General features: G+C 66.2%; 22 protein-coding genes. 13 read left to right on the top strand and 9 right to left on the bottom strand.

The genetic code is table 11. The features are described 5' to 3' along the window. Positions 1-21: 21 nt before the first annotated feature. Positions 22-1,023, bottom strand: coding sequence for an alpha/beta hydrolase family protein (locus IBX18_RS39440; RefSeq protein WP_194838514.1), 1,002 nt, complete (start codon positions 1,021-1,023; stop codon positions 22-24). Between the two features lie 246 nt (positions 1,024-1,269). Here IBX18_RS39440 and IBX18_RS39435 point away from each other — a divergent pair, with 246 nt between their 5' ends. The 3 genes from IBX18_RS39435 (at position 1,270) to IBX18_RS39425 (ending at position 3,359) form a co-directional block, all read left to right on the top strand. Next, positions 1,270-1,803, top strand: coding sequence for a hypothetical protein (locus IBX18_RS39435; RefSeq protein WP_228542506.1), 534 nt, complete (start codon positions 1,270-1,272; stop codon positions 1,801-1,803). A gap of 199 nt (positions 1,804-2,002) precedes the next feature. Then, entirely contained in the window at positions 2,003-2,377 is a 375-nt protein-coding gene (locus tag IBX18_RS39430) for a hypothetical protein (RefSeq protein ID WP_194838512.1), read from the top strand. A 310-nt stretch (positions 2,378-2,687) separates the two neighbouring features. Then, complete coding sequence (locus tag IBX18_RS39425; protein ID WP_194838511.1) at positions 2,688-3,359, top strand: hypothetical protein; 672 nt, start codon at positions 2,688-2,690, stop codon at positions 3,357-3,359. 109 nt (positions 3,360-3,468) lie between these two features. Here the strand turns inward: IBX18_RS39425 and IBX18_RS39420 are convergent, their stop codons facing one another. Both IBX18_RS39420 and mobF read right to left on the bottom strand, forming a co-directional pair. Then, positions 3,469-3,807 carry a hypothetical protein gene (locus IBX18_RS39420; RefSeq protein WP_194838510.1) on the bottom strand — a complete coding sequence of 113 codons (339 nt, stop codon included), beginning with the start codon at positions 3,805-3,807 and terminating at the stop codon, positions 3,469-3,471. Positions 3,808-4,045: 238 nt separating this feature from the next. After that, positions 4,046-9,949, bottom strand: a complete 5,904-nt coding sequence (gene mobF / locus IBX18_RS39415) for a MobF family relaxase (RefSeq protein ID WP_228542519.1) — start codon at positions 9,947-9,949, stop codon at positions 4,046-4,048. Between the two features lie 200 nt (positions 9,950-10,149). On the opposite strand from mobF, the gene IBX18_RS39410 reads away from it, so the two are divergent. Then, positions 10,150-10,506 carry a hypothetical protein gene (locus tag IBX18_RS39410; RefSeq protein WP_194838508.1) on the top strand — a complete coding sequence of 119 codons (357 nt, stop codon included), beginning with the start codon at positions 10,150-10,152 and terminating at the stop codon, positions 10,504-10,506. A 33-nt stretch (positions 10,507-10,539) separates the two neighbouring features. Here the strand turns inward: IBX18_RS39410 and IBX18_RS39405 are convergent, their stop codons facing one another. Next, complete coding sequence (locus IBX18_RS39405; protein ID WP_194838507.1) at positions 10,540-11,412, bottom strand: hypothetical protein; 873 nt, start codon at positions 11,410-11,412, stop codon at positions 10,540-10,542. A 345-nt stretch (positions 11,413-11,757) separates the two neighbouring features. Beyond that, positions 11,758-12,123, bottom strand: coding sequence for a hypothetical protein (locus IBX18_RS39400; protein WP_194838506.1), 366 nt, complete (start codon positions 12,121-12,123; stop codon positions 11,758-11,760). 118 nt (positions 12,124-12,241) lie between these two features. On the opposite strand from IBX18_RS39400, the gene IBX18_RS39395 reads away from it, so the two are divergent. Next, the gene (locus IBX18_RS39395; RefSeq protein ID WP_194838505.1) at positions 12,242-12,493 is read left to right on the top strand and encodes a type II toxin-antitoxin system ParD family antitoxin; all 252 of its coding nucleotides are present in this window, start codon (positions 12,242-12,244) and stop codon (positions 12,491-12,493) included. Positions 12,494-12,590: 97 nt separating this feature from the next. On the opposite strand, the gene IBX18_RS39390 is transcribed toward IBX18_RS39395, so the two are convergent. Next, positions 12,591-13,745, bottom strand: a complete 1,155-nt coding sequence (locus tag IBX18_RS39390) for a hypothetical protein (RefSeq protein WP_194838504.1) — start codon at positions 13,743-13,745, stop codon at positions 12,591-12,593. A 113-nt stretch (positions 13,746-13,858) separates the two neighbouring features. Between IBX18_RS39390 and IBX18_RS39385 the strand changes: the two genes are divergently transcribed. The 3 genes from IBX18_RS39385 (at position 13,859) to IBX18_RS39375 (ending at position 15,354) form a co-directional block, all read left to right on the top strand. Beyond that, entirely contained in the window at positions 13,859-14,542 is a 684-nt protein-coding gene (locus tag IBX18_RS39385) for a hypothetical protein (protein ID WP_194838503.1), read from the top strand. A gap of 121 nt (positions 14,543-14,663) precedes the next feature. Further along, complete coding sequence (locus IBX18_RS39380; protein ID WP_194838502.1) at positions 14,664-14,945, top strand: hypothetical protein; 282 nt, start codon at positions 14,664-14,666, stop codon at positions 14,943-14,945. Further along, the gene (locus tag IBX18_RS39375; RefSeq protein WP_194838501.1) at positions 14,932-15,354 is read left to right on the top strand and encodes a hypothetical protein; all 423 of its coding nucleotides are present in this window, start codon (positions 14,932-14,934) and stop codon (positions 15,352-15,354) included. Before IBX18_RS39380 ends, IBX18_RS39375 begins: the two co-directional genes overlap by 14 nt. 105 nt (positions 15,355-15,459) lie before the next feature. Here IBX18_RS39375 and IBX18_RS43560 read toward each other — a convergent pair whose 3' ends face one another. Both IBX18_RS43560 and IBX18_RS39370 read right to left on the bottom strand, forming a co-directional pair. Continuing rightward, positions 15,460-15,765: a hypothetical protein gene (locus IBX18_RS43560; protein WP_373889271.1), complete on the bottom strand. Its 306-nt coding sequence runs from the start codon at positions 15,763-15,765 to the stop codon at positions 15,460-15,462. A 175-nt stretch (positions 15,766-15,940) separates the two neighbouring features. Next, positions 15,941-16,474 carry a hypothetical protein gene (locus tag IBX18_RS39370; RefSeq protein ID WP_194838500.1) on the bottom strand — a complete coding sequence of 178 codons (534 nt, stop codon included), beginning with the start codon at positions 16,472-16,474 and terminating at the stop codon, positions 15,941-15,943. A 439-nt stretch (positions 16,475-16,913) separates the two neighbouring features. Here IBX18_RS39370 and IBX18_RS39365 point away from each other — a divergent pair, with 439 nt between their 5' ends. The 5 genes from IBX18_RS39365 (at position 16,914) to IBX18_RS39345 (ending at position 19,972) form a co-directional block, all read left to right on the top strand. Continuing rightward, positions 16,914-17,276, top strand: a complete 363-nt coding sequence (locus IBX18_RS39365) for a hypothetical protein (protein WP_194838499.1) — start codon at positions 16,914-16,916, stop codon at positions 17,274-17,276. Between the two features lie 249 nt (positions 17,277-17,525). Beyond that, positions 17,526-17,804, top strand: a complete 279-nt coding sequence (locus IBX18_RS39360; RefSeq protein ID WP_194838498.1) for a DUF6221 family protein — start codon at positions 17,526-17,528, stop codon at positions 17,802-17,804. A gap of 176 nt (positions 17,805-17,980) precedes the next feature. Next, positions 17,981-18,268 (top strand): hypothetical protein, encoded by a 288-nt coding sequence (locus tag IBX18_RS39355; RefSeq protein WP_194838497.1) that lies wholly within the window; start codon positions 17,981-17,983, stop codon positions 18,266-18,268. A gap of 85 nt (positions 18,269-18,353) precedes the next feature. Then, positions 18,354-18,959, top strand: coding sequence for a winged helix-turn-helix domain-containing protein (locus IBX18_RS39350; protein WP_306796602.1), 606 nt, complete (start codon positions 18,354-18,356; stop codon positions 18,957-18,959). A 272-nt stretch (positions 18,960-19,231) separates the two neighbouring features. Further along, positions 19,232-19,972, top strand: a complete 741-nt coding sequence (locus IBX18_RS39345; protein ID WP_194838495.1) for a hypothetical protein — start codon at positions 19,232-19,234, stop codon at positions 19,970-19,972. Between the two features lie 387 nt (positions 19,973-20,359). Here IBX18_RS39345 and IBX18_RS39340 read toward each other — a convergent pair whose 3' ends face one another. After that, positions 20,360-20,743 carry a hypothetical protein gene (locus tag IBX18_RS39340; RefSeq protein ID WP_194838494.1) on the bottom strand — a complete coding sequence of 128 codons (384 nt, stop codon included), beginning with the start codon at positions 20,741-20,743 and terminating at the stop codon, positions 20,360-20,362. Positions 20,744-21,490: the final 747 nt, after the last annotated feature.

Below are 21,490 nucleotides of genomic sequence, written 5' to 3'. Positions count from 1 at the left end.
CCGCTGGCGGTTGATCGCCGATCATCGCGGTGCCGGTTGGCCGTCTTCGGCAAGTGCCTCCAGCAGGTAGGGACGGGCTCGGGCGAGGTCTGCCTGCCAGGTGCTCCACGTGTGGGTGCCCGTCGGCGGGAAGTCGTAGACCGCGCCGATTCCGAGACCGTCCAAGCGCTGCTTGAATCGGTGGGTGGACACGGCGGTGACGGCCTCCAAAGCCATGGCACCGACGGTGTCGGCGGCCGCGGAGAGGCTGTCGATGCGATCACCGGGGGAGGGCAGACCCGGGCTCGCGGCGAGGTAGAGCGGCAGCCCGGCCAGCAGCGGCGCCGCGGTGACCGGGTCGAGATGGTCCCAGGCGGGGCTGCCTGGCACGGCCATGCGGTCGGGATCGTGCCCGGCTTGCCAGGTGGCGGCGCGGACGGCTTCGCGCATGTCCGGTGAATGCCAATCCAGAATTCCGGAGAAGGCGGCGGCGGCCCTGAACTGGCTGCGGTGGTGCGCGGCAAGCACCAATGCGGAGCTGGCGCTCATCGACAATCCCACCACCGCATATCGGTCGGGACCGACACCGAAACCGGCCAAAAACCCCGGGAGTTCGTCGGTGAGGAAAGTTTCCCACCGATAGGTCAAGACTCGTCCGTGCTCGGCGGTCGGGCCAGCCCAGTCGGCGTACCAACTTCCCGGACCTCCCGCCGGCATCACGACGGTGAGGTCATCGTCGGCGAACATCGACACGGCGTCGGTGTTGGCGAACCAGCCGTTGACCGCGCCGGCGCGCAAACCGTCGAGCAAATACAGCGCGCCGGGACCACAATGTCGCGCCCACTGCACCTGCACCGGTATCGGACCCATGCCCGAGGGCACGGACAGCGTCTCGATCGTGCCCGCCCGCATCCGGCACTCATCGCCAGGATTCGCCGCCGCCGGGACCACCGTGGGGAACAACAGCGCCGCGACCAGCGCCGTGTACAGCCAGAAAACCCTGGTCCGCCGGTGGCCGAGCCGATCGATCGCCGCTGCTGTCATGATTCGGTTCTCCCCAGGTCGCGAAGTCGATCGCCGTCGCGGCGGCGAGTCACCGCCGAGGCGCCACGGTGAGGCGGCTTCCGCCTGGTTCACGACGCGAGGGCCCGCTACACGGCGCTGACCGGTATTCAATCCGCTCGCCATGGTCGCGACCGCGCCCAGCACACTGCCGGTGTGGCACCAGCGATCCGGGTGCCACGGCGCGCCTGTGGCGTGGATGGCCCGCGGTGGCAGAGCATGCTAACCATGGGAAAGAGGTCACGAACCCCGCGGAAGCGTCCTGCTCACAACGGGCAAGGAACCCATGTCACGATCGGCGGGACGCGGGCGCGCACCCCACAGGAGATGGCGATCGTCGCGCAGGCCTCCGAGGGCGACCGCCAATGGTTCGACGCCAATCCCGGGGCCCGCCACCGCGTGCGCGCTGCGGTGGCGGGCGAGTTCGATGCCGAAATCGATCCCTCCGAGTGCCCGCCGGGGTACCACAGCGTGATCGCGGTGGAACAGATCGCACCGGGCCACAGATTGAAGACCCCCCTGGCCTACGTGCCGATTCTGCCCGGTCACAGCGAGCCGACCGAAGACCAATTCGCGCTCGTGTGGGGCGATTACCTCTACTGGCGCAAGAACAACGGACTGCCCGGGTACCGCGCCGACGAGCTCCGCCAACACCTGCGCGGCGCAACCCCGAGCATCGCCAGCATCACCACGGCGGGATTCGCGATGGTCGACCGGCCCATCCCCGACACCATCCGATTCCGGCCCCCAACGCACCAATAGCCCCTCGACGGCCGCGGCGACAACGCTGTGGCCATCGAGCTCATTGACCCAACATGCGCGAATGACCCACCGGCCGTGTGGATCCCGCCGTCGACCCGAAGCCCGCGTGGATAGGTTGGCCGCGCGGCGGACGAGAGTCGCTGCGGGGAGCCGACACCAACCGGGCAGTCGGCCGTCTTCATCTCCGGAAGAGGTCAACATGGACATTCGCACTGCCATCGCCGCAGCCGGCATCGGTTTGGCCGCTGTCACCATCTCGGCCGCAACGGCATCGGCGGTCGTGCCGATTACCGCCCCCGGCGTGATCGCCGGTGCCGGTTTCAGCCACCCCGAAACCGTCGCCCTGTCCAACAGCCCCGTCCCAAGTGTTCTCGGCATCGGACTCCTGGCTGGCGTCACCGCCGTGCACGTCGATCCGAACTCATCGATCCCCCAGCAGGACGGCCGAGTCAACGCCGACATGGCGACCGTGTTCGCCGACGCCGCCAACTCCCCGAACGGCAAGATCGTGCTCGCCCTGGTCGACCCCGCCCAATGGAACGGAAAATTCATCCTGGTCGCCGAATACCTCTGACCATGCAACCGGTCACAGGCAAGGAAACTGATCAATCCCTTTGGCTGGCAGCGCCTCTCGCGAAGCACCTGACATCGGTGAGCCTTCGATCCGCGCCCGACTTGTCACGCCGGTACAAACCGGTCAGTGAACGATCCAGGCGCGGATCGAAGGCGGGCGTAGAACTTCCGGTCTCCGGGTGTCACGCCAGGAAATCCCAGTACCAATGGGTATGGTCACCGCAACTGGTGCGCCCCATCCTGCCAGCTCCGCAGCCTGTCCAAATGGAACCGGTTGCTCCGCGCCCGTACCGATGCCCTGTGCTGGAAGGATGTGCCACCGTTTGAAAACAATCTCCGCCCGCGAGGCCGGACCTGCGGCAGATCTCGCGTCGGCTGCTCGGATACTGGCCTTCGAACTCGCCAGCCACCACAAAGACCTGAAGAACGTCATCGCCAGCGATATCGACGGCCTGCTCGAGCTGGGCACACATTTCGCCGAAGCCTTAGCCCGCCATTGCGAGCACGACCAGACCCTGATCCTCGAAGACACCACTATCCGGCTGGCATGGCGGACATATCTGTCGGTGCGCCTTGCCCGTGACGCCGACCGGCTCGATCCAGACACTCGGATGCGCATGGATTCCGCACTGGCGCTGGCTGATCGGATGTGGGCGCAGGCCCGGCCGCTCTATCACGCTGAAAGCTGCTTCGCCTCGATCGGCCGGCACCCGTGGTACACCCCCAGTTCTCACAGGCCATGTGGCACTCACGCGTCGCGGGTGCGGCTACGCATCTACGACGGCAACGCAGTCGATCTTGTCGGCCAGCCGGTAGACACTCCTCTGCTGTGCCTGAACCACGCAGCAGAACAGCTGGCCGGGTGGCATCGCGACGGCACGATCCCGCCGACGATCATCGGCGGCACCGCCGCCGACCAACTTGAAATCCACACGCGCGCAGTCCAGATCCGCCACGAGCAGCTCAATACTCTGAAGTGGTGAACCGGGTGCGGTGCGGGTGCAGCGCATGCGGGTCACGGGGGTCTCGAACGCCTGCCACTTCCGCCATTTGCGCGGTCGTCCTTGGTCAGGTCCGGCATCAGGTTCTGGTTCAGGACACGAACATGTCTTTGATGCCGCCTTTGTGCAGCGCAGCAGCGAACGCGTCGTCTAGGTTCTCGGGCAACCGCAGGATCCCGTCAACCTTGTTGTGGGTCGACATATAGTCCGCGTCGTCCGCGTCGGCGAATCGAACGAGAAGATCGACCTCATCCGCAGTGAGTACGTCACCGGTGATCGAGAATGCGGGCTCGATTTCGTTGCTGTACCGCGCTTCTATGAACTCCGCCAGACGCTCGAGCGCAACGCCGTTGCGGTCAATGAGAAGCCAGAAGTTCCAGCGCGCCCCCTCCCATTCGTTGTTCTCGATAAGGCGGCGATAGGTGTTCATCGGTTGTCCCTTTGGATCGATCAGTGCGGACCGCGAGGCGAGCCGACCCTATCGACGCTGATGTACCAGAACCGCCAAGGATCGCCCGCGCTCACGATGGTGCCAGCAGACTCCGACAAGACGGCTGCGGGCGGACAGGAGACAGCGATCCGCGCAAGACGATGACCGCGGCGCCGAACTGTTCGATGATCGCGGGTACCAGGATTGCTGATAGCCGTACGGGTGTCTGGTGTGGATGTCACAGTTCATGGACGGCGGCGTCCGGGAGTTGCGCGGTCTCACTCGGCTCGCTGGCCAGCTCACCCGGCGCGGTCGACGTGGGCGCTCCGTGTGCCGCCCGGACGCGGTTCTCAGCGTCAATCATGTTCTGATGCAGTCGATTACGCCGGTGTCGTTCGGCCATCGCGACAGTGAGTTCATGGGCCGCGTGGGCGGCCCGCTGTTCTGCTCGGGTCCGCAGTTGTTCCTCACGGCCGTCGGCGAGCTGCGCCTCGGCGAGCTCTTGGGCCAACGCGTGCGTATCGGCGGCGCGTGCGAGCAAGGCCGACCATCGGTGCCGGGGTGCACCAGCGGCCGCGGCGGCTGCCACGGCAGCCTCCGCAGCATGCTGGTCGCCGTCTTCGGCCGCGCGTTGGGCGGCGGCGATGGCTGCGACCTGCTTGGCCAGGCGGGCATGGTTGCCGCGTACCTGCTGTTCCAGGGAGGTGGCGGGGTCGGTGAGGACGGGCCAGGTGTGGGCGGCGCTGTGCCGCAGCGACCGGATGAGGGTGTCGAGGTCGTTGTCGGTGCGCATCCGGATGGGGTCGGCGCGCATGTGCTCGGCCAGCTGCTCGTCGACCTCGCCGGCCACCTCGCCGAGCGGCTCGAGATCCATGTGCGGTTCACGATCGGCGGGGACTTCATCAGCGGTGCGGCGGTCGACTTCGGCCAGGGCTTCGGATCGGGAGAGGCCTTCTGCGGCTTCGAGTTCGCTGGCGGCGAGGCTGCGGGCGCGATTGAGGTACGGGGGCAGACGCCGCAGGGCCGCTCGCGCGTCGGTGATCGTTTCGATGGCCAGTTCGTCACCGAGTAGTCGCATGCGGTGCAGGTCGGATTCGTCGACGACGCCCTCGGCGCCTGCGGCCGTGTGGAGTTCACGTTCGGCGGCATCGGCTTCAGCGCGCAACCGATCGGCCCACGCCCGGGCGTCCTCGGCGAGCAGCTTGGTGTGGGTGATCTCGGCGTCGGTGGCGGCGTCGGCCCGTTCGGTCATCGCCTCCCGATATTTGTCGAGCAGCGCGTGGAGTCGGGCGCGCGCACCAGGATTGGCTGTGCTCGCGGTGGCCTTGTCGGAGAGGAACTTCAGGAATTGCTCGTCGGCCTGCTCGGGTTGGCGGCTCAGGGCTTGACGGTAGGTGTCCTCAGCGGTGATGGTCGCGGCGTGGGCCTGTTCCCAATCCTGTTGGGCGTCACGGTAAGCCAGCAGCAGCGGTCGCAGGGCGTCGACGCGTTCGCGGCAGCGTGCCACCAGGGGGGTGATCGCGAGCTGGTGCTCGTGGCGCTCTTCACGGAAGGCGCGCTGCAATTCGCTGACACGGCTCTGGGCGGCGGCCATGTCGGCGCGCACGCGCACCACCCGTTCGAGCGGATCCAGCTCGGGGTAGAGCTGATCGGTGCGGGCCGCCGCGACGTCGATCCCCTCCAGCGAGCCGCCGCCACCGTCATCACCGTCCTCGGCTCCAGGGTCGGCCACGAGATCGGCCGCGAGGTCGACCGGCGACACCGGCCCAGCGCCGGGGAGTCCCTCGCGCAGTGTCGCCGTCCGGGTGCGGGCTCGCCAGTCCGGTGCGTCGGCGGGCAGATCCAGCAGCGCCTGCCGCAGTGCGTCGGCGTAGTCGGCGGCGACGGTGTCCATGCCGGGATGTTCGGGCGGGATCGGCGTCAGCCCTGCTGGTGCGGGGAGGTCCCGCAACGCCCGGAACCGGCTCGGAAAGCGGCTGCTCGCGGGGGTGTCGCTGGTTGCCGTGCGCGTGGCGATCCAGGCATCGGCGCGGGCCCGCAGCAGGGCCGCAGAGTCGTGGGCGTGCAGAACGACGTCGAGGTCGCCGCGGGTGATCGCCGTGACCAGAGTGGCAGTGTCGAGGTCATGGGCGTGGGCCAGGGCGATCGTGTCCACCAGGCGCACCCAACTGCGCGCATCGACCAGGCGCTGCATCACCGGGGCCGGCAGGGCACAGTCGAGCCGATAGCGCGCATGCTCACGTGCCAGCTGCCGGGCATAGAATTCGTAGTCGCGCCGGAGCCGATCGTGGGGATCGACTAAATCGTCGACGCTGCCGGTGCCGGCTGTCGATTCCGGCCCCTCGGTGTCGACCGGCGGCGCGGTCGCGTCGTCCAGATGTGGTGGCACGGGAGCCGGACCGGGCAGCCGTGACCGAAGTTTCTGGGCGTAGTCGGCGAGATCGACATCGACGCCGGGGTGGCGCGCGGGCAGCCAAGCCACCGCGTCGACCCGCCCACCGCCCCCCACCGCGGTCGACGCGGCCAGACCCGGTGCGCCCGGCGCATCAATCAACTGCCCGGAACCTGAACTGACAGCCACAGCGTCTGCCTCGGCCGAGACCGGGACCGGGACCGTGTTGGCGCGGCGGATGGTGATGTGCCTGTTGGCGCGCGCGCACAGCACCGCTGCGGCGTCGCGGGCGGTGAGCAGGGTTTCCCCGCGCTCATCGGCGCCATCGTTGGTGGTGATGTCGTGGATGAGGGCGGCGACATCGAGACCGATCTGCTCGGCGCGGGTGAGGGCATCGGCCAGCGAGTCGAACGCGCCACCGCGGCGGACTTCATGGAACAACACCGCTGGGAGGGCCCGGTCGAGCAATTCGGCGGCCCGCTGGCGGCCCAGCAGCAGACAGGTCTGGGTGTAGATCTCGTGCAACCGCTCGGGATCCTCGAAACGCGCGAGCTCCTCGCGCAGGGTTTCGGTGGCGGAGATGTTGTCGTCTTGGCGGGCCAACACCTGGACGAACACCTCGGCATCGGTCAGGGGTTCCTGCGGGGCCCGTTCGGGGGGTGGCGGGCCCGGCAGCGTGTCGGTGGCGAGATAGAGCCCGTTCCACAGCCGTCCACGAGAAAGCCCGACGTAGGCCAGCGCACGGCCCAAGGTGGTGTTCATCAGCAGGTGGGCGCGGTCGACGGTGAGGCCTTGGGCGCGGTGGACGGTGCACGCATAGCCGAGCTCGACGTCCTCGCGCACATACCAGGCGGGCAGATGAACCCGGCCCCGGCAGTCGAGACCAGTGACGGTCAGCGAGCCATCGGTGTGCACGGTCACGATCTGCCAGCGGTCACCGTTGGTGACCGGGCTGCCATCGCGGCCGCCGCCGAAGACCCGCAGCCGCCGCGCGTTGCGGCGGGTGACCACCAGGTCACCGACATATCCGTGATGACCGTCAGCCAGGCCCGCGAAAGCGCCGGTCGAGTCGACCGTTCCGCGCAGGACATGCGCTTTTTGGGCGGCACCGTTGAGCCGGAACACGTCCTCGATCGTGGCGGCCATCATCAAAGACGACAGCCCGGCGTCCAGATCAGCCAAATGCGCTCTCAGCATCCGCGCGCGCAGATCGGCGTCCAACCCCGAATGCACGCGGTCGTGGTCGCGGTAGAACATCCACGCCGCACCGGTATCGCCGTTGCGGACATGCAAGCTGGCGGCCGCTTCGTCCGGGTCCGCGAAGCGCACCACCGTGTCCAGCTCCGGCGCGCGGGTGTCGGTGGCGATCAATCGCAACGCACCACCGGCTTCCACCGCCGAAAGCTGCCACGGGTCACCCGACCAGCGCACCACCGCGCCCGCCTCGTCGGCGAGGCGCTGCACCGCCACCAGATCGGCCGTACTGGCCATCCCAGCTTCGTCGATGAGGATCATCGCCCCCGCCGGGATCGGTGGCGCCAACCCGTGGCGATGCGCCCACAGCAGCGATGCGACGGTGTCGGCGGGAATTCCGATGTCGCGGGACAGCACTCGCGCGGCGCTCTTTTGCGGGCTCAGCGCGATCACCTCCCGCCCGTCGTCACGCCAGGCCCGCACCACCGCCGCCAGCGCGGTGGTCTTACCCGCACCGGCAGGGCCGATCGCCACGGCCAAACGGGTTCCCGCCCGACACAAATGCTGCACGAACCGCTGCTGCCCGACCGTCAACCGCTGTGGCACACCATTTTTGGTGGCGGCTTGCTCAACGCTGGCGATCGCCGCACTGACCTGTCCGGTCGGCAGGAAATGCGCACTGGACCCGACCGCGGCGTCCTGCAGGGCCGCTTCGCCGGCGAGCACCGCCTCGCTGGTATAGCGGACCGTGGTCGAGGACGGGTGCGTGAACACGCTGTCACCGTTGCGGCGGCGCAACTGGTGCGGCACCGGGTCCGGGTCGACGCTCAATTGCACGCTGTGCCGGTCGCGCACCAATGCCACGACCTGCTCCACCGCGGCGCGATGGGCGGCATCATCGGCAAAAGTGCACAGGGCCAGCCGGTCCTCCACCGCCGCCCGGATATGGGTCTCACACCATGTCGCGCGATAGGTCGCCACCGTTTCGACAACTTCGGCCGCGATGGGCTCGGCGTCGAATACCCTGCGTTGCACCGTATTGCGCGCGTGGATCACCTCCGCGAGCACGGCGTTGGGGTGTCCGGGCTCCAGCAGTGCCAGCACCTGCTCTCGCGCTGCGGAACGGGCGGCCGGTGTCGGGAAACTGATCCGGTGCAGCTGGTCATCGACTGCCGTGACGAGGGCCTGGCGGTCACCGGCGTGCATCGCCGCCTCACCGGCAGCGACGCCGGCCTCGACCGCGACGGAGCGGGGCTGAAACCGCGATCCGGTCGCAGACCGCCCGGCGAGCAGGTCGGCGACGAACTCGCGCCCGGTGCGGTGATCGCCGGTCGACGCCAGCCACTCCGTCGCGCGCACGTCCCATTCGTCGAGCATCTCGGCCAGCGTGCGCGGTGCGGGTTTGCCGCCCCGGGTAGCCAGGGTGGCCTGCTGGCTGAGCTGATATTGGGTGGCCTTGCTCGGCGAGCGGCCGTGGTTGCGGCGGTAGTCGGCGACCAAATCTTCTGTGGCTGCCTCGATCTCCGCACGCCGCGACGAGAACAGCCGGATCAGCTCCTCGGGGATACCCGCCACTTCGAGCACTGGCTTTTTCCCGCGCCCGCGGGAGCGTTCCTCGAACTGGACACCGAGTCGCCGCGTCAGCTTCCCGATCAACGTGGCGTTGTAACGACACGACAGCGACGCGGTAGCGTGAATCAGCCCGCGCGCATCCAGGCAACTCCACTTGCCGTCGACCCCAAGCACTTTCGCTGAAATCACCGCATGTGTATGCAGATCCGGATCCCCGCACCTGTTGTCCCAGTGAACAAACTCGGCCACGGTCCAGCCCTGAGCGTCGATCCGGCGGACCCCGCCCCGCCCGCGGCGGACGATCGCATACTGCTGCTCGGCAAACGCCAGGGTTTCCCGGATCGCCTCACGATCGGCCTGCCAGATCATCTCGCGCACCGCGTCATCACCTAACGCGACCAGCACTTTCGCCACCGACCCGGGGCCGGTGAAGGCGCACTCGTGAGCCGCGACGGATCGACGCGTCGCGCCGCGCTCGCCCGCGAGCGCCTTTTGCACCTCCCGCGCTGTCGGTTCACGTCCGCTCACGGCACTCAGATGTGTGACGGCCGCATCACGACGCAAGCGCGCCCACTCGTGCCGGTCCGGTCCACGCCCATGCGTGCACCGAAACTCCGCGACAAGCCGGTCGTGGCTATCGGTGATCGGAGTCGGCGCACCACCGAAGGCGTAAAACGGTGAACCCAACTGGGTAGCGGCCACCGCCATCTCCGTCGGGATACCCCGATCGGTGGCCTCAGCGACCATCTGATCGGCGTTGGGATGGACCCCGTCCCCGAACAACGCCTTCATCTGCGCAGTCGTCACCACACCGGCCACACCCAGCAACTCCGCGGCACGGCCAGACCACACCCCCGGCGGAGTTCCGGTCACGTGGTAGTAGATCGACAGATCCTGGTGCTTGGAATGGGGGATATCACCAGCGGCGACCGTACGCGTCAAATACCGGTACCCGGCGCCGCTATGGATCACATGCGACGTCATCACCGGCCCGAGCGTATCCAGCACACAGCAACAGCCCAGGCCAACCCAGACACCCAGTGTGACAAAGCAATCCGCCGCGCCGCGCCCTCCGGGCGCCGGGCCAGCGTTGGCCCGCAACGCCGCCATCGCGCCGGTGCTTCGCTCACGCCGTCGCTGTATCCCAGGACGAGCAGTGCACGGCAGGCATATCGTTGCCGGGCATGGCAACTGCAACGATATCGCTCGACGACGCACTGATGGCGCAGGTCCTCGAAGCGGCCGGAGACAACCTTTCGGCCTGGATCGCCAGAGCATGCCGGTCCCTGCTGCTATCGGAGGAGGCGAAGGCTATCCGCGAATGGGAGCTGACGCATCCGGATCAGGCCGCCAAGGACCGCGCCCAGGACGCGACCCAACTGCTGGAATCCGAAGCCGAACGCGAAGTCACCGACCACGCACACACCCTCGCCCACAACCGCAGCCACCACACCGAGCCCACCACCGCGGACTACCTTGCCGCATACCGCCATGTCCGAGAACTGCTCGAACGCGCCGAAGAACAACTACGCCAACGCTGAGCACACCCCATCACATAGGACGCCGGCCGAGTTCTACAACGGACGCCGTCGGTGGGGGCGCGGGCGGAGCCAGCGGCGGCGGGTGATCGGCTTGCGGACGAACGCGGACAGGTGGGCGGGAAGGTGCGCAGCCGCAGCGGTGAGAAAACCGGGATCATCGAACCATTGCCGAGGCAGAGTTCCGATCGGACCTGTGTGGGGATGTCCGATTAGTTGTTCGACCGTGGCCAGAGAGCGGACTGCGGACTGCGGGTCCGCGATGAGGATCGGCCATCTTGTACGTATGTTGACGAAGTTGAAGAAGCTGTCGAGTTCGGGGAAGGCGGCAACGCCGAAGGTATGCAGCAACTGCCGGTAGAGAACGACCGAGTCGTCGTCCAGCGGAGCCGGACGAGTGTCGTACATGCCTTCGTGCATCCGTATCTCCGCGAGAACGCATGGCACCTCGAGAGCCGCTAGCGCAGTCAGCCGATGATTGCCGTTGGTCTCGACGCGGAACAGCCATCCAGTCGGCATGTCCCAGCCTTCGACCTGGATCATGGGCTCATCGAGACTGCCGAACAGCGTGTACAGGCCCTCGGGATCGGCACGCTCTGCGGCGAGGCGCCCGGCGAAATCGGTCAAGCCGTCGACCGGCGCGACACCGGTGCCGGGCCGGCTGCTGTTGTCGTGGATGAACGACGCCGTGCCCGCACGGCTCAGTAGCACCCGGCGCGGGTCGATCCATGCCACCGCCGTCTCCGAGACCGCCGTCCGTGCATCCTTCGGCAGATATGGACGCGGCCGATCGGCGAACGCGGCAACCCGCTCGCGCAGCACACTCGTTGGCGGCGGCTCGATTCCGCGCAGATGATCAATCAGCAGCTGGAGACCGCCAGTGAACCCGTCCTCGGCAACGATCGGCACCGCTCCGTCCCTGGCTAGCCCCCGCGAAGCCTCCGCGCCGGAGTCAGTGTCACCAGCGCGGCGATACAACGAATCGGCGGTGATCTCCGTCCGTCGCCACCACGGAACGTCATCCCCTATTGTGAGGCACCACCTTTCGGGCACTGCGCGGGCTTCGAGCGCTGAACCTGCGGCAGCCGTGACCGGCACCGCAAGCACCCTTCGCCCCAGACGCTCGAACTCACCTTCGGCAGGATCGCCGCCAGGTTGATCGTGGCACCGAATGCAGCATGACGAGCCGCATCTGGCACACATTTCGTGATCAGGTCTGGCGTTGCGGCGGCTTCGGTTCGGAAAGCGGTGAGGTCATGACGGCGACGGCACCTCGGCGTTCTCCTCGGGCAGGTGAGAAATCCACGCTTCGACAAGGTCGGCCGCTTGCTGGAGTTCCTCCGCAACGACGCGTGCTTCTTCTCGCGTGCGGATCTGGCCGCACTGCCCGACCATCTCTGCCTCGATCCGAGGGGTTTCAGGAGTTCCATCGGCACTGGTACCGCACACCAGGTTCGCCATGAACTCGATCCAGCCCTTATCCAGGTATCGAGGGATGGAGGTACCTGCCGTGGCACTCTCATGAAGGACCTCACGGCCGTTATCGATGACGTGCGTTCCTGTGCACCAATCCGGACATGTGTATGCAGGGATCGGCGAGGTCTGAGGGGCTGTGGTCACGGGGTCAGATTATTGCGACCAGTACCCGGCATCGCAGGTAAGCGCGCCCGGACAGCCGACCGGAAAACGCCGTCACCGGCGGCCAGTGCCGGTTACCAAATATTGGTATCGTGGTGGCATGGCTAAGAACACGTCGGTCAGCCTGAGCGATCACCATCTAGGGTTCATCGAGGCTGAGGTCAGTTCCGGTCGATACGGGTCGGCCAGCGAGGTAATCCGCTCGGCCTTGCGGCTGCTCGAGGATCGCGAGACCAAGTTGCGTGCGCTGCGCGAGGCTCTGATCGAGGCCGAGAACAGCGGGCCGAGTCTGCCATTCGACGGGGAGGCATTCCTCGCCCGCAAGCGGGCGGAGTCATTTCAGGATGAATAACGGTGGGACGCAGTCTCTTTCAGTAATTGGACGCGGGCACCGTTGAGGGGGCGGCCTCCCCGAGCGATCTCTGCGCTGGGCTCGCGCACGCCTGACGCTAGAACGTATCCGAACCAGAGCTCCAACCGGCAGGATCGACCGTTCGCCATGGCACAGACGCGAACTGTGCGACCACTGCGTGCGGCTGGGCGATGACGCCGGCGCGTTCCCGTAGCCACCGGTGGTACTGCTCAGGCTCGAGGGCGGCCGGTTCGAGAGCGAGAAGACGATCACGCGTCTGCGGCGTCACGCCGGCCAGATAGATGTCGGTGAGTGCGGTGCGTAGTTCCGACCAGATTTCGTGCTGCCGACTCCGATAGAGCTCGAACTGCGGGGTGAGTCGCTCGGTGAGCTGTTTCACCTGGTCGGTAACGGTGATGCCGCGTATCTCGGCGCGCATGATGTCTAGCCAGGATTCGAAGACTTGTCCCTCGGGAAAGTGCGTGGTGTCGGGGCAAAGCTGTTGCGCGGCAGCCAGATCAGTGACTGCCACATCGACGGCTCGATCGCCTTCCACGGTGCTGGGTAGCACGGGTGCCGTCGACAGCGGGATTGTTCGCAATCGCACGATTACGTGAGGGTCGATCGCGAGCGAGATCGAGCCGGGGGCCTCGTGAGTGTTGACGTAGCGGACCGCCCGGGCGCCACGAGCCGTCAGCGCCGATATCGGCACATCGCCGAACCAGCCAGCCATTTCGGGGTGGATGCCAACTTCCAGATCGGTCGGCCGGAGCCGGATCTGGACCTGGTGGAGCCAGTATTGGTGGGCCGGTGAGTCCTGGTTCTTCATGCGCCGGAACATGTTCTCGACAGCGGCAGCGTAGGTGCCCAAATGCAGGGCCAACGACGACTTTGCCTTGATCGCCTCTGCATGCTCGTGCGCCGGCAGGAGTGACTGCTTGAGCTGTGCTGCGATGTCGCCGCGGTATCTTGGCGACGGCCAATCTTCGTAGGAACTGCTGTGATACCACCAGTGGTTGTCCACCTGGTCGTCCTGGCAGTCGACATCGCTGAGGTCGCGCAGGGTGGGGTGCACCTCGGAAATAACGATCGTCGCGCCACACTCGCACCGGGGATATGGCTCGTCGCCCTGGCACTGCCGATCGTAGGCGGCTGCCGATACCTCGACGCGTTGTCCGCACTCGCAGTCGAACCAATACGCGAAGTCGAAGGCGAAGCTGGCTGGATGCTCTTCCAGCGGGTCGGAGATCACCCGCGCAGTGTACGAACTGCGACCGACCAACCCGCGGTTCGCAGCGAAGGACGTCCCTGCTGGATCCCACAGCGTCTATTACCGGCTCACCCCCGGCGGCCGTCGGCGAGGGCATGCGCATCCTGCATCAGCGCATGGACGCCCCGCCGCCACCTCTGAAACCTCCACCTGGCGCGAAACAGGCGATGCATGTCGGTGCCTGCGCCCACACTGACCTGACATTCCACGTGCAGCAGGGGAGCATCAACATGGCTGGAACAGCAGAGTTTTCATTTCAGGACGCGCGCCGGCGCAGCAACGAGGCGCGGACCGCGTTCGTCCGCAAGTTCGCCGCGGGCCTGCCCTCGACGACGGTGCTCGCACTCACCAGCCTCAGCGTCTACGCGGCGTTCGCGAACTTCGGGATCGGGTGGGCGCAGGCGGCGGGTGCGTCGAACTGGGAAGCGGCGGTGTGGCCGATCGCCGTCACCGCCGTCACCACGCAGGCCTTGTTCTGCTACGTCCGGTTCGCTCCCAATTGGCATGCGGGCTGGACGCGCTGGCTGTTCTCAAGCATCGCTGCGGCCGGCATGGCGCTCGCCGCCCTGGGTAATGGCCTGCGCCTGGATGGCTCGTCGGCCGAGCTCGGGCCGGTGGCGTCGATCTCCGTCCTCGCTGTGCCTGGGTTCTGCATGATTCTGTCGGTGTGGATGGCCGGTGCCTTCCTCTTCGCGATCGACCCGGTGATGCCCGAGTCCCCCTTCCACGCTGCGCTGGCCGCACGCGCTGCGGACAACGAGACCAACGAGCAGGTGTAGCGGGCACGGTGGTTTGTCGCCCATGGGCGACAAACCACCGTCCGGAAAACCGTCGGGACGACTCGCCATCGAGAGCGACAAACCCGAGTGAGGCCAGCGCGGTCCTGGAAACTTGAGCGCCGTGAGCACCCCCATCCCCACGCCGCGCTTCGAGCCCATCCTCGACCTGGACGAGTACGCCTTCGTCTTCGCCCAGAAGGGGTTCGGCGGAATGCCGCTGCTCTGGATGGACCCGCAAGTGAACCCCTACTCCGTCACCACCGCCTTGCGGCTGCTCGCCGATCAGATCGACCGGGCTGCGGACGAAGAGGGCATCTACACCGCGGCCGATCGGAAGCGAGGACGCGGATACGTATCCGAGGTCTGCCGGGTGAGGGAGGGTCGCGCAGATGGCAACCGCTGACGATGAGGCCCGTGCCCGGCGCCACGACCCGCACACCTTCGAGGTGCTCGGGCGAGTTGCGGCCCTGCTCTTCGATACCCCGGGCCCGCTGGCCGAATGCCTCTCACCCCGCCTGTATCCCACTCTGACCGGCAGCGGCTACGTGCTGTCCTGGCATGGCGTCGCACCCACCGTGGACGACGTCGCCGACTATCTGAGCACCGCCGCGGCCGACGACGAGATGACCACGGTCCTGCGGCCCGGCGACGTGCGGTTCAAGCCGGGTCACTACTGCACCGTCGCCGAGGTACGAGGGGTGCAGTTCCACCTCCGCCCCGATCCGGTGATCCGACCCGATGCCTACGCCGCGATGGGCGAATACTGGCGCACCGGCAAGCTGCCGTTTCCGGCTGCCGCCGCTCGCCAGTAGATCGGGCCCGCCGGATTCGCCTACCCCGTACCTGCCCAAATACGTCCCTACTCGTGTATGGGCATGTCCTCCTCCGGCAGATGAGGAATCCAGTCTTCAAAAAGGTCAGCCGCTTCCTGTAGCTGCTTCGCGACCCTGCGCGCTTCTCCTCGCGTGCGGATCTGGCCACACTGCCCGATCATCTCTGCATCGATCCGAGGGGTCTGCGGGCTTCCGTCGACATCGATGTTGCACACCAAGGAACGCCATGAACTCGATCCAGCCCTTGTCCAGGTACCGGGGAATGGAGGTGGCTGCCATGTCACTCATGTGGAGGACGTCCTCACGGCAGTTTCCGATCGTGTGGGAGTCGGTGCACCAATCCGGACACGTATATGTGGGGATCGGCGAGCCCTGAGTGGTTGTGGTCACGGGGTCCGATTATCACGACGAGTGAGGGCCATCGTGGGTAGGCGTGGCCGGGCAGCCTTCCGGAAACGACCGTTGACGAGTGAGGCCTAGCGGCTTGCGAATGCCCAGCCAAGAGGTCGGCGCGCTCTTCTTCGGTGAGGTTTATGATCGCCAGATAGGGCGCTCGTCCGATGTTTCAGACGGGAAGCAGCTCCCGGATGAGCTTCCAGCGCAGCGGGATCACGCCCTCGGTCCGGAAGACACGCAGCAGCGACACCGCCGCATGGTGGGGAGCCGGACTGATCGGAATGCCCGCCGCGGCTACCTGCCACGGCAGCGGATGCCGCGGGCCGGGCAGTGCCATCGCCCGCATCCCGAGGGCGCGGGCGTCCATCAGGCCCTCGGCGGAATTGAGCAGCGCCACCACGTTTCCCGCTGCCATGCCCAGCGATTCGAGAGCGATTTCCAGTAGGTCGGCGGGATCGCCGACGACGATGCTGGACACCGGGTCGAACAGGTCGGGCAGCTGATCGGTCAGCGCAGCGACGTAGCCGGCGGGCGCGGTGGTGACGATCACCACCGGAACATAACCGGCGAGGACTCGCACCAGCGCGTCCGCGTCGTCGATCGCCCGGACTTCCCGTACATCGTCGATGGCATGGCCGGTGCCTCGCCACGGGGGCGCGGATTCGATGATCCCGTCGAGATCCATGACGACCGCAGCGATCATGCCGATCTCCTCACCTCAAATCAGGACAAATCACTAATCAGCCTATGTGAGGAACGCACAGCGAGGGGTGCGTATCCGCCGCGGCGAATATCCTCCGGGGCCAGCGGGAACCCCTGGCGAAGCAGGCAACTGCGCGCGTGCCGCGAACCCCGATCGGGCCGAGTCACTACGCGGATCACGGTCGGCGGCGGACTGGATCCGGGCGGCGCTGTCCTGGGTCATTCGCTCACTGTCCGTCATGCACGGACAGTAACCGCGCCGGCCGCCGCCGAGTCGCAAGGAAAGGCGAGCACGGCCGCCGCCGGTGTCGTAGAGCCGTTCGGAAACGACCGAATGCCTCCCGACTCGCCGGGACCCTTATACAGAGATACAACCTCGACCCTATGTTCTACCGCCGAGTTACACCGCGCCAGGCCCGTGTGCTTGCAACGATAAGAGGGTGACGATCAACGAGATTGCGCAACCTGCATCGGTTGTGGGCCCTGTACGGTACGAACTCTTCGTTCCGATCCCGGACGAATGGGCAGGGCCCAGCGACGATGTCGCATTCACGGTCAACGGACTCACCCTTCCTCGCGTGGACGACGACTTGACCTTCGAGGGCAAGGGCGTGCTGATGGTCAAGGTCAAGAAGATCGACCACTCGTTCTTCTCCGATAAGAACCGCTCTCCCCGCCGCACGATCACCGTCAGCACTGCTCCGTTCAACGTCTCGCGCGAGACCCTGCTGAGGCTGCGCGATACCGCCGAGCTCGAACAATGGATAGCCCAGTTCTCGATGCTTGAGATGTTCGAGGACTGAGGGGAGGGCACGCCTTGCCAGGCAGGCCTCTGAAACGCGAGACCTTCCTCCGTTCGTAAAACGACGCCAGCCGAACGCGAACACCTTCCGCTCACTGCCGGACGATCAGGCAGGTCGCGGTGTTCGGAAACTCGTTCGTTTTGCAGCTCAGCGACCTCGCGGTGACTGTCGCGAGCTGGACAGGCCTGGCGGGCCGACATGGATGTGTCCGGGCTCTGACAGATCCGCGCCGATGTCGAGAATTGACGCATGACCGTCAGTGAGCCGCCGAGGATCGAGCAGTTCATCGTCGCCCGTCTCACCGACGACGAACAGGATCCCGCTCGCGAGCGCTACGTCGCGGCGCTGCGGACCGCGGTCATCTCCGTGCTGGAGTACGAGGGTGAGCTCACCCATCTGTTCGGCGAGACGCCGGACACCGAGCGGTCACGGCTGGAGTACATCCCGACCCTGCGCGCCATCGCCGAAATCTGGGCAGATCACCCCGATTACCAGCCGGAGTGGGCCGCTCCGAAACCTCGATTCTGACCGCCGATAAGCAGGTCGAATCGGTGGCCAAGTAACCAGCCCCTACTGCCAATGGGGGTTGGCCCGGCGTGTCGCGCCGTGTCGCGCCGTGTCGCGCCGTGTCGCGCTCAGAGCGGGCCAAAAGTCCCATTGGCAATGAGTTCTCCGCAGATCGCGAACGGAATACGTTCACTCTCGTGACTGCAAAACCGCTGTTCAGCGACGTGGAGAACCACGTCCCTAGCGTGACCGGCGACGATAACGCCGCCTCCGCCGACATTGTTTCCACTCACCCTGCCCCGACGCCTCGACCGCCGCGCCGGTGCCACGACCGGATCGGAGTGGACCTGCTGGTGCTGACACTGCTGCTAATAACCGTGGTCATCCTGGTCGGTTACTTCCACGCCAACGGATACGCCGTGGCTGCCGCAGGAGCGTTCGTTGGGGGCGGCGTGGCTGTGTGGCGGAAGCTTCGCCAACGATGAGGCCCAGACAGGCGAGTGCTGCGCTCTGGTGTCAGCGGGCGCCGCTACTGTGGGTAGCTAAACCCGGAGTGCACCAGGGGGATTGGTGACCAGAGAGCAGCCCACATGGCAGGACATCGCCGCCGACATCCGCCGGCGCATCGCGACCGGTGAGCTCGGCCCGGGTGCCCTCCTACCGCCACGGCAGAAGCTGGCGGACAACTATGGGGTGTCCGCGGCCCCAGCTAATCGAGCGATCCTGCAGCTCATCCATGAAGGAGTGCTGACGTCGGATCCCAACGCGCCGCGGCGCGGGGTGTGGGTACGCGGTCCGGGTGCCACCAGGACTGAGGTGTCGGGGCTTGTGCGATACAAGATGTGGATCCCGATCCCCGTCAACAGCGAGAGCGACGTAAGCAACAGCGTCACCTTCGCGGTCTATGGGTCGGTGGTTCCTCGCATCGGCGAACACGTACGTTTCGACACCGCCCCCATCGGACTGAAAGTGACCGTCGTCGACGTGGGGCACTGGTTCTGCTCCGACGAAGTTGCCGATGAGCTCGAACTCCATGATGTGCTCGTGGAGGGTCGGCTCGAAAACAGCCACTTCGACAACGCCGTCCGGCTGCTGGATCCGATGGCCTTACGCGAGTGGATCGCCCGGTTCTCGCATCTGGAATACATCGAGGACCCTTCCGTGCATCCGGAGTAGGTGTGTGCCAACATCCGGTATTGCGCTGGGCGCGCGTTCGATCAGGCAGACGTGGGCCCGGCAATCGAGGTCTTGGAAACGCCCGCCTTCTGCCGCGACCCGTCATCGCTGAGCATCGACGCACCGTTGCACCCACCCAAAGTGGTGACAGAAACGGTGATCAGGTGACAGCCGATGTTGATCAGCCACAAAGATCGCGAAGGTAGCCAATCGATAGCCGACTCGGCTAATATCGAACTCATGTTCGATAACGGACCGGGGATGGTGCCGCCGTGATCCGCGTCGATCACGCCCAGTTGGCGGGGCTGTCGCGGTCACAGGCAGCATCGCTGGTGCGGCGTCGGATCGCCGAGGAGTCATCACCGGATCCTTTGCCGCCCAAGGTCGCTCTACCGACGATTGAGCCGCTGGCGGCGATGATTCCCGGCGGGCTGTGGCGAGGTGCGTTGGTGGACTACCGAGGGGCGACGCAGCCGTTGCTGGGCATAGTGGCTGCGGCCTCGGCGGCGGGGCTGTGGGCGGGGATGGTGAACCCGAGCGGACGCCGCGACGTGCAAGCTTCCCTGCTGGCTGTCCACGAAATGGCAGGCGACCTTGCCCGCGTCCCGGTGGTGACGGCCCCCGATGAGGAGCTGGTCCCGACTATTCGAGCCCTGCTCGATGGAATGCATTTGGTGGTGGCCGGACTGGGGCAGGCATCCGTCGCACCCGGCATGGCGCGCATCCTGGCCACGCAGGCGCGTAAGCGTCAGTGCACTCTCGTGCTCGCCGGCGGTCGCCGCCGCTGTGAGGGTGCAGACATCCGGCTGGCGGCACGAGTCAGCGGCGCCGAAGGTCTGAGTCTCGGCCGGGGCCGGTTGAAAAGCTTGCGCTACAACGTGATCGCGAGCGTCGACGGGAAGACGGTGCACGGGGAGATCCAGGCCTCGTCACGGGCGGGCCGACTCGAATGGGCTGACGTCACCCCAGAAGCGCGTACGCATGTCGTGCCACTGCGTACAGGTACATCATGACCCGTCCGGGATGGGGCGCCGCCGGAGACTACCGGCCAGTGCGCCTGGTGCAGCCCCCGGTGCGGGTCCTGGTCTGGCCGAGTCGCATTTGGCCGCCGAGCCGCCTGAGATTCGGGCAATCGCGCCCGCTCTGGCAGCGGTCGGCCGGACTTCAATTGTCGGAGAACACCGTTGGGGAGTTGACCGAAGTCATCGTGACGCAAGCGGGAGATCTGTTGTGTCGCATAGTATTTGCCGTGAGGATCGATCGCGAGCCACACGTTGAGTGCATGCTCCTCCCGATTTCGGAGCTGTGGGAGCCTCTCGATGCCCACGATGTGCAGCGGTTACGTTTGCTGGTTGAGCAGCTAGGTGTGCGGTGGTGAGTGTGCGCCCCACCCCGGGGGGTCACCGATCGAATCCATCCCATCGGTCACGTTCGAGATGTTCGAAGGTGTTGCCGACCAGGCCGGTGAAGGCGTTGCGCGTCGGAGGCGCCGCGTCCAAGACCGTCGGGTGCGCGAGGGCATAGCGTTCGCGCACGATCGCAGCATCTGCGATAGTGCGGGCCCGGTGCACGCGGTCGTGTGCGTCGACGCTCAGTGCGTGGGCGCGATCGCTGAGTTTGGTCAGTTCGTAACGTTGTAGGTCGTCGTTCACCTGGGTTCGCAACTCGTAGTCGAGTTGCTTGATGATCTTGCCGATCCGTTCGATCTGATCGGTGGTGGCGTCGCGGTCGAGCCTCGTGAGCTCGTCGATGGCATCGCCGAATCGTTCTTCCAGGCTGCGCATTTCGCCGCTCCTCTCGCTGTGTGTCGACCCAGGGTACGGCGGCGGACCGACATCACAGCGTCCTTGTGCGCGATCGATGGTGGCCGGGCGTTGTTGAACAGGTGCCATCTCCGGAAAGGACGCCGGCTGCTGATGTAGGCAAAGGAGCCCGGGCGCACACCGCCCGCCGCGCAGAACAGCCCCCCGATACCTCATCGACCAGGACGTGCCTCCGGGGTGGTCCAGGACCCAGTCGTGTACCTTCCTTCTTCCGACCGGCATTCTCGAACGTGACCCACGGTGAATAGCGGCGCCTGTTTGCAAGTTCGCCTCTGGGTCGTCTATCGGTCGTATCGGATGCCGCTGAGGGCCATTATCGGATAACAGTTATTCGCCCTTGTGCATCGCCGCCATTCGGCAGGTTTTCACTCGAGTAAATCTAAGTCGGGGTTTGGAGACTTATTCGACGAAGTGTAGAAAAAAATGGCCGGACGGAATGTGGCTTGGAGGAGATCGCCACCACGAAGGAGATTTTCGAAATCGGCTGCTGGAGAACAGCTTCGGTTGTGGACCTGGAGACATAGACCACCGTCGGCATCCCGACAGGGGGGCGGTGTTCGGCGTGTCCGCGGCGCCCTGATAAATGCATGGATAGCAGCCGGACGCATATTTTCTCAGAGGCGGAATTATGTTGTTGCGGCGTTTCTGTAGCGGTGCTAACGTCGGTGACGCGCCGCGATCATCTCGTACTTGCTGAAATTCTGATAG

This window comes from Nocardia sp. XZ_19_369, assembly GCF_015355715.1.
Lineage (GTDB): Bacteria > Actinomycetota > Actinomycetes > Mycobacteriales > Mycobacteriaceae > Nocardia.
This window is presented reverse-complemented; position numbering and strand designations above follow the sequence as displayed.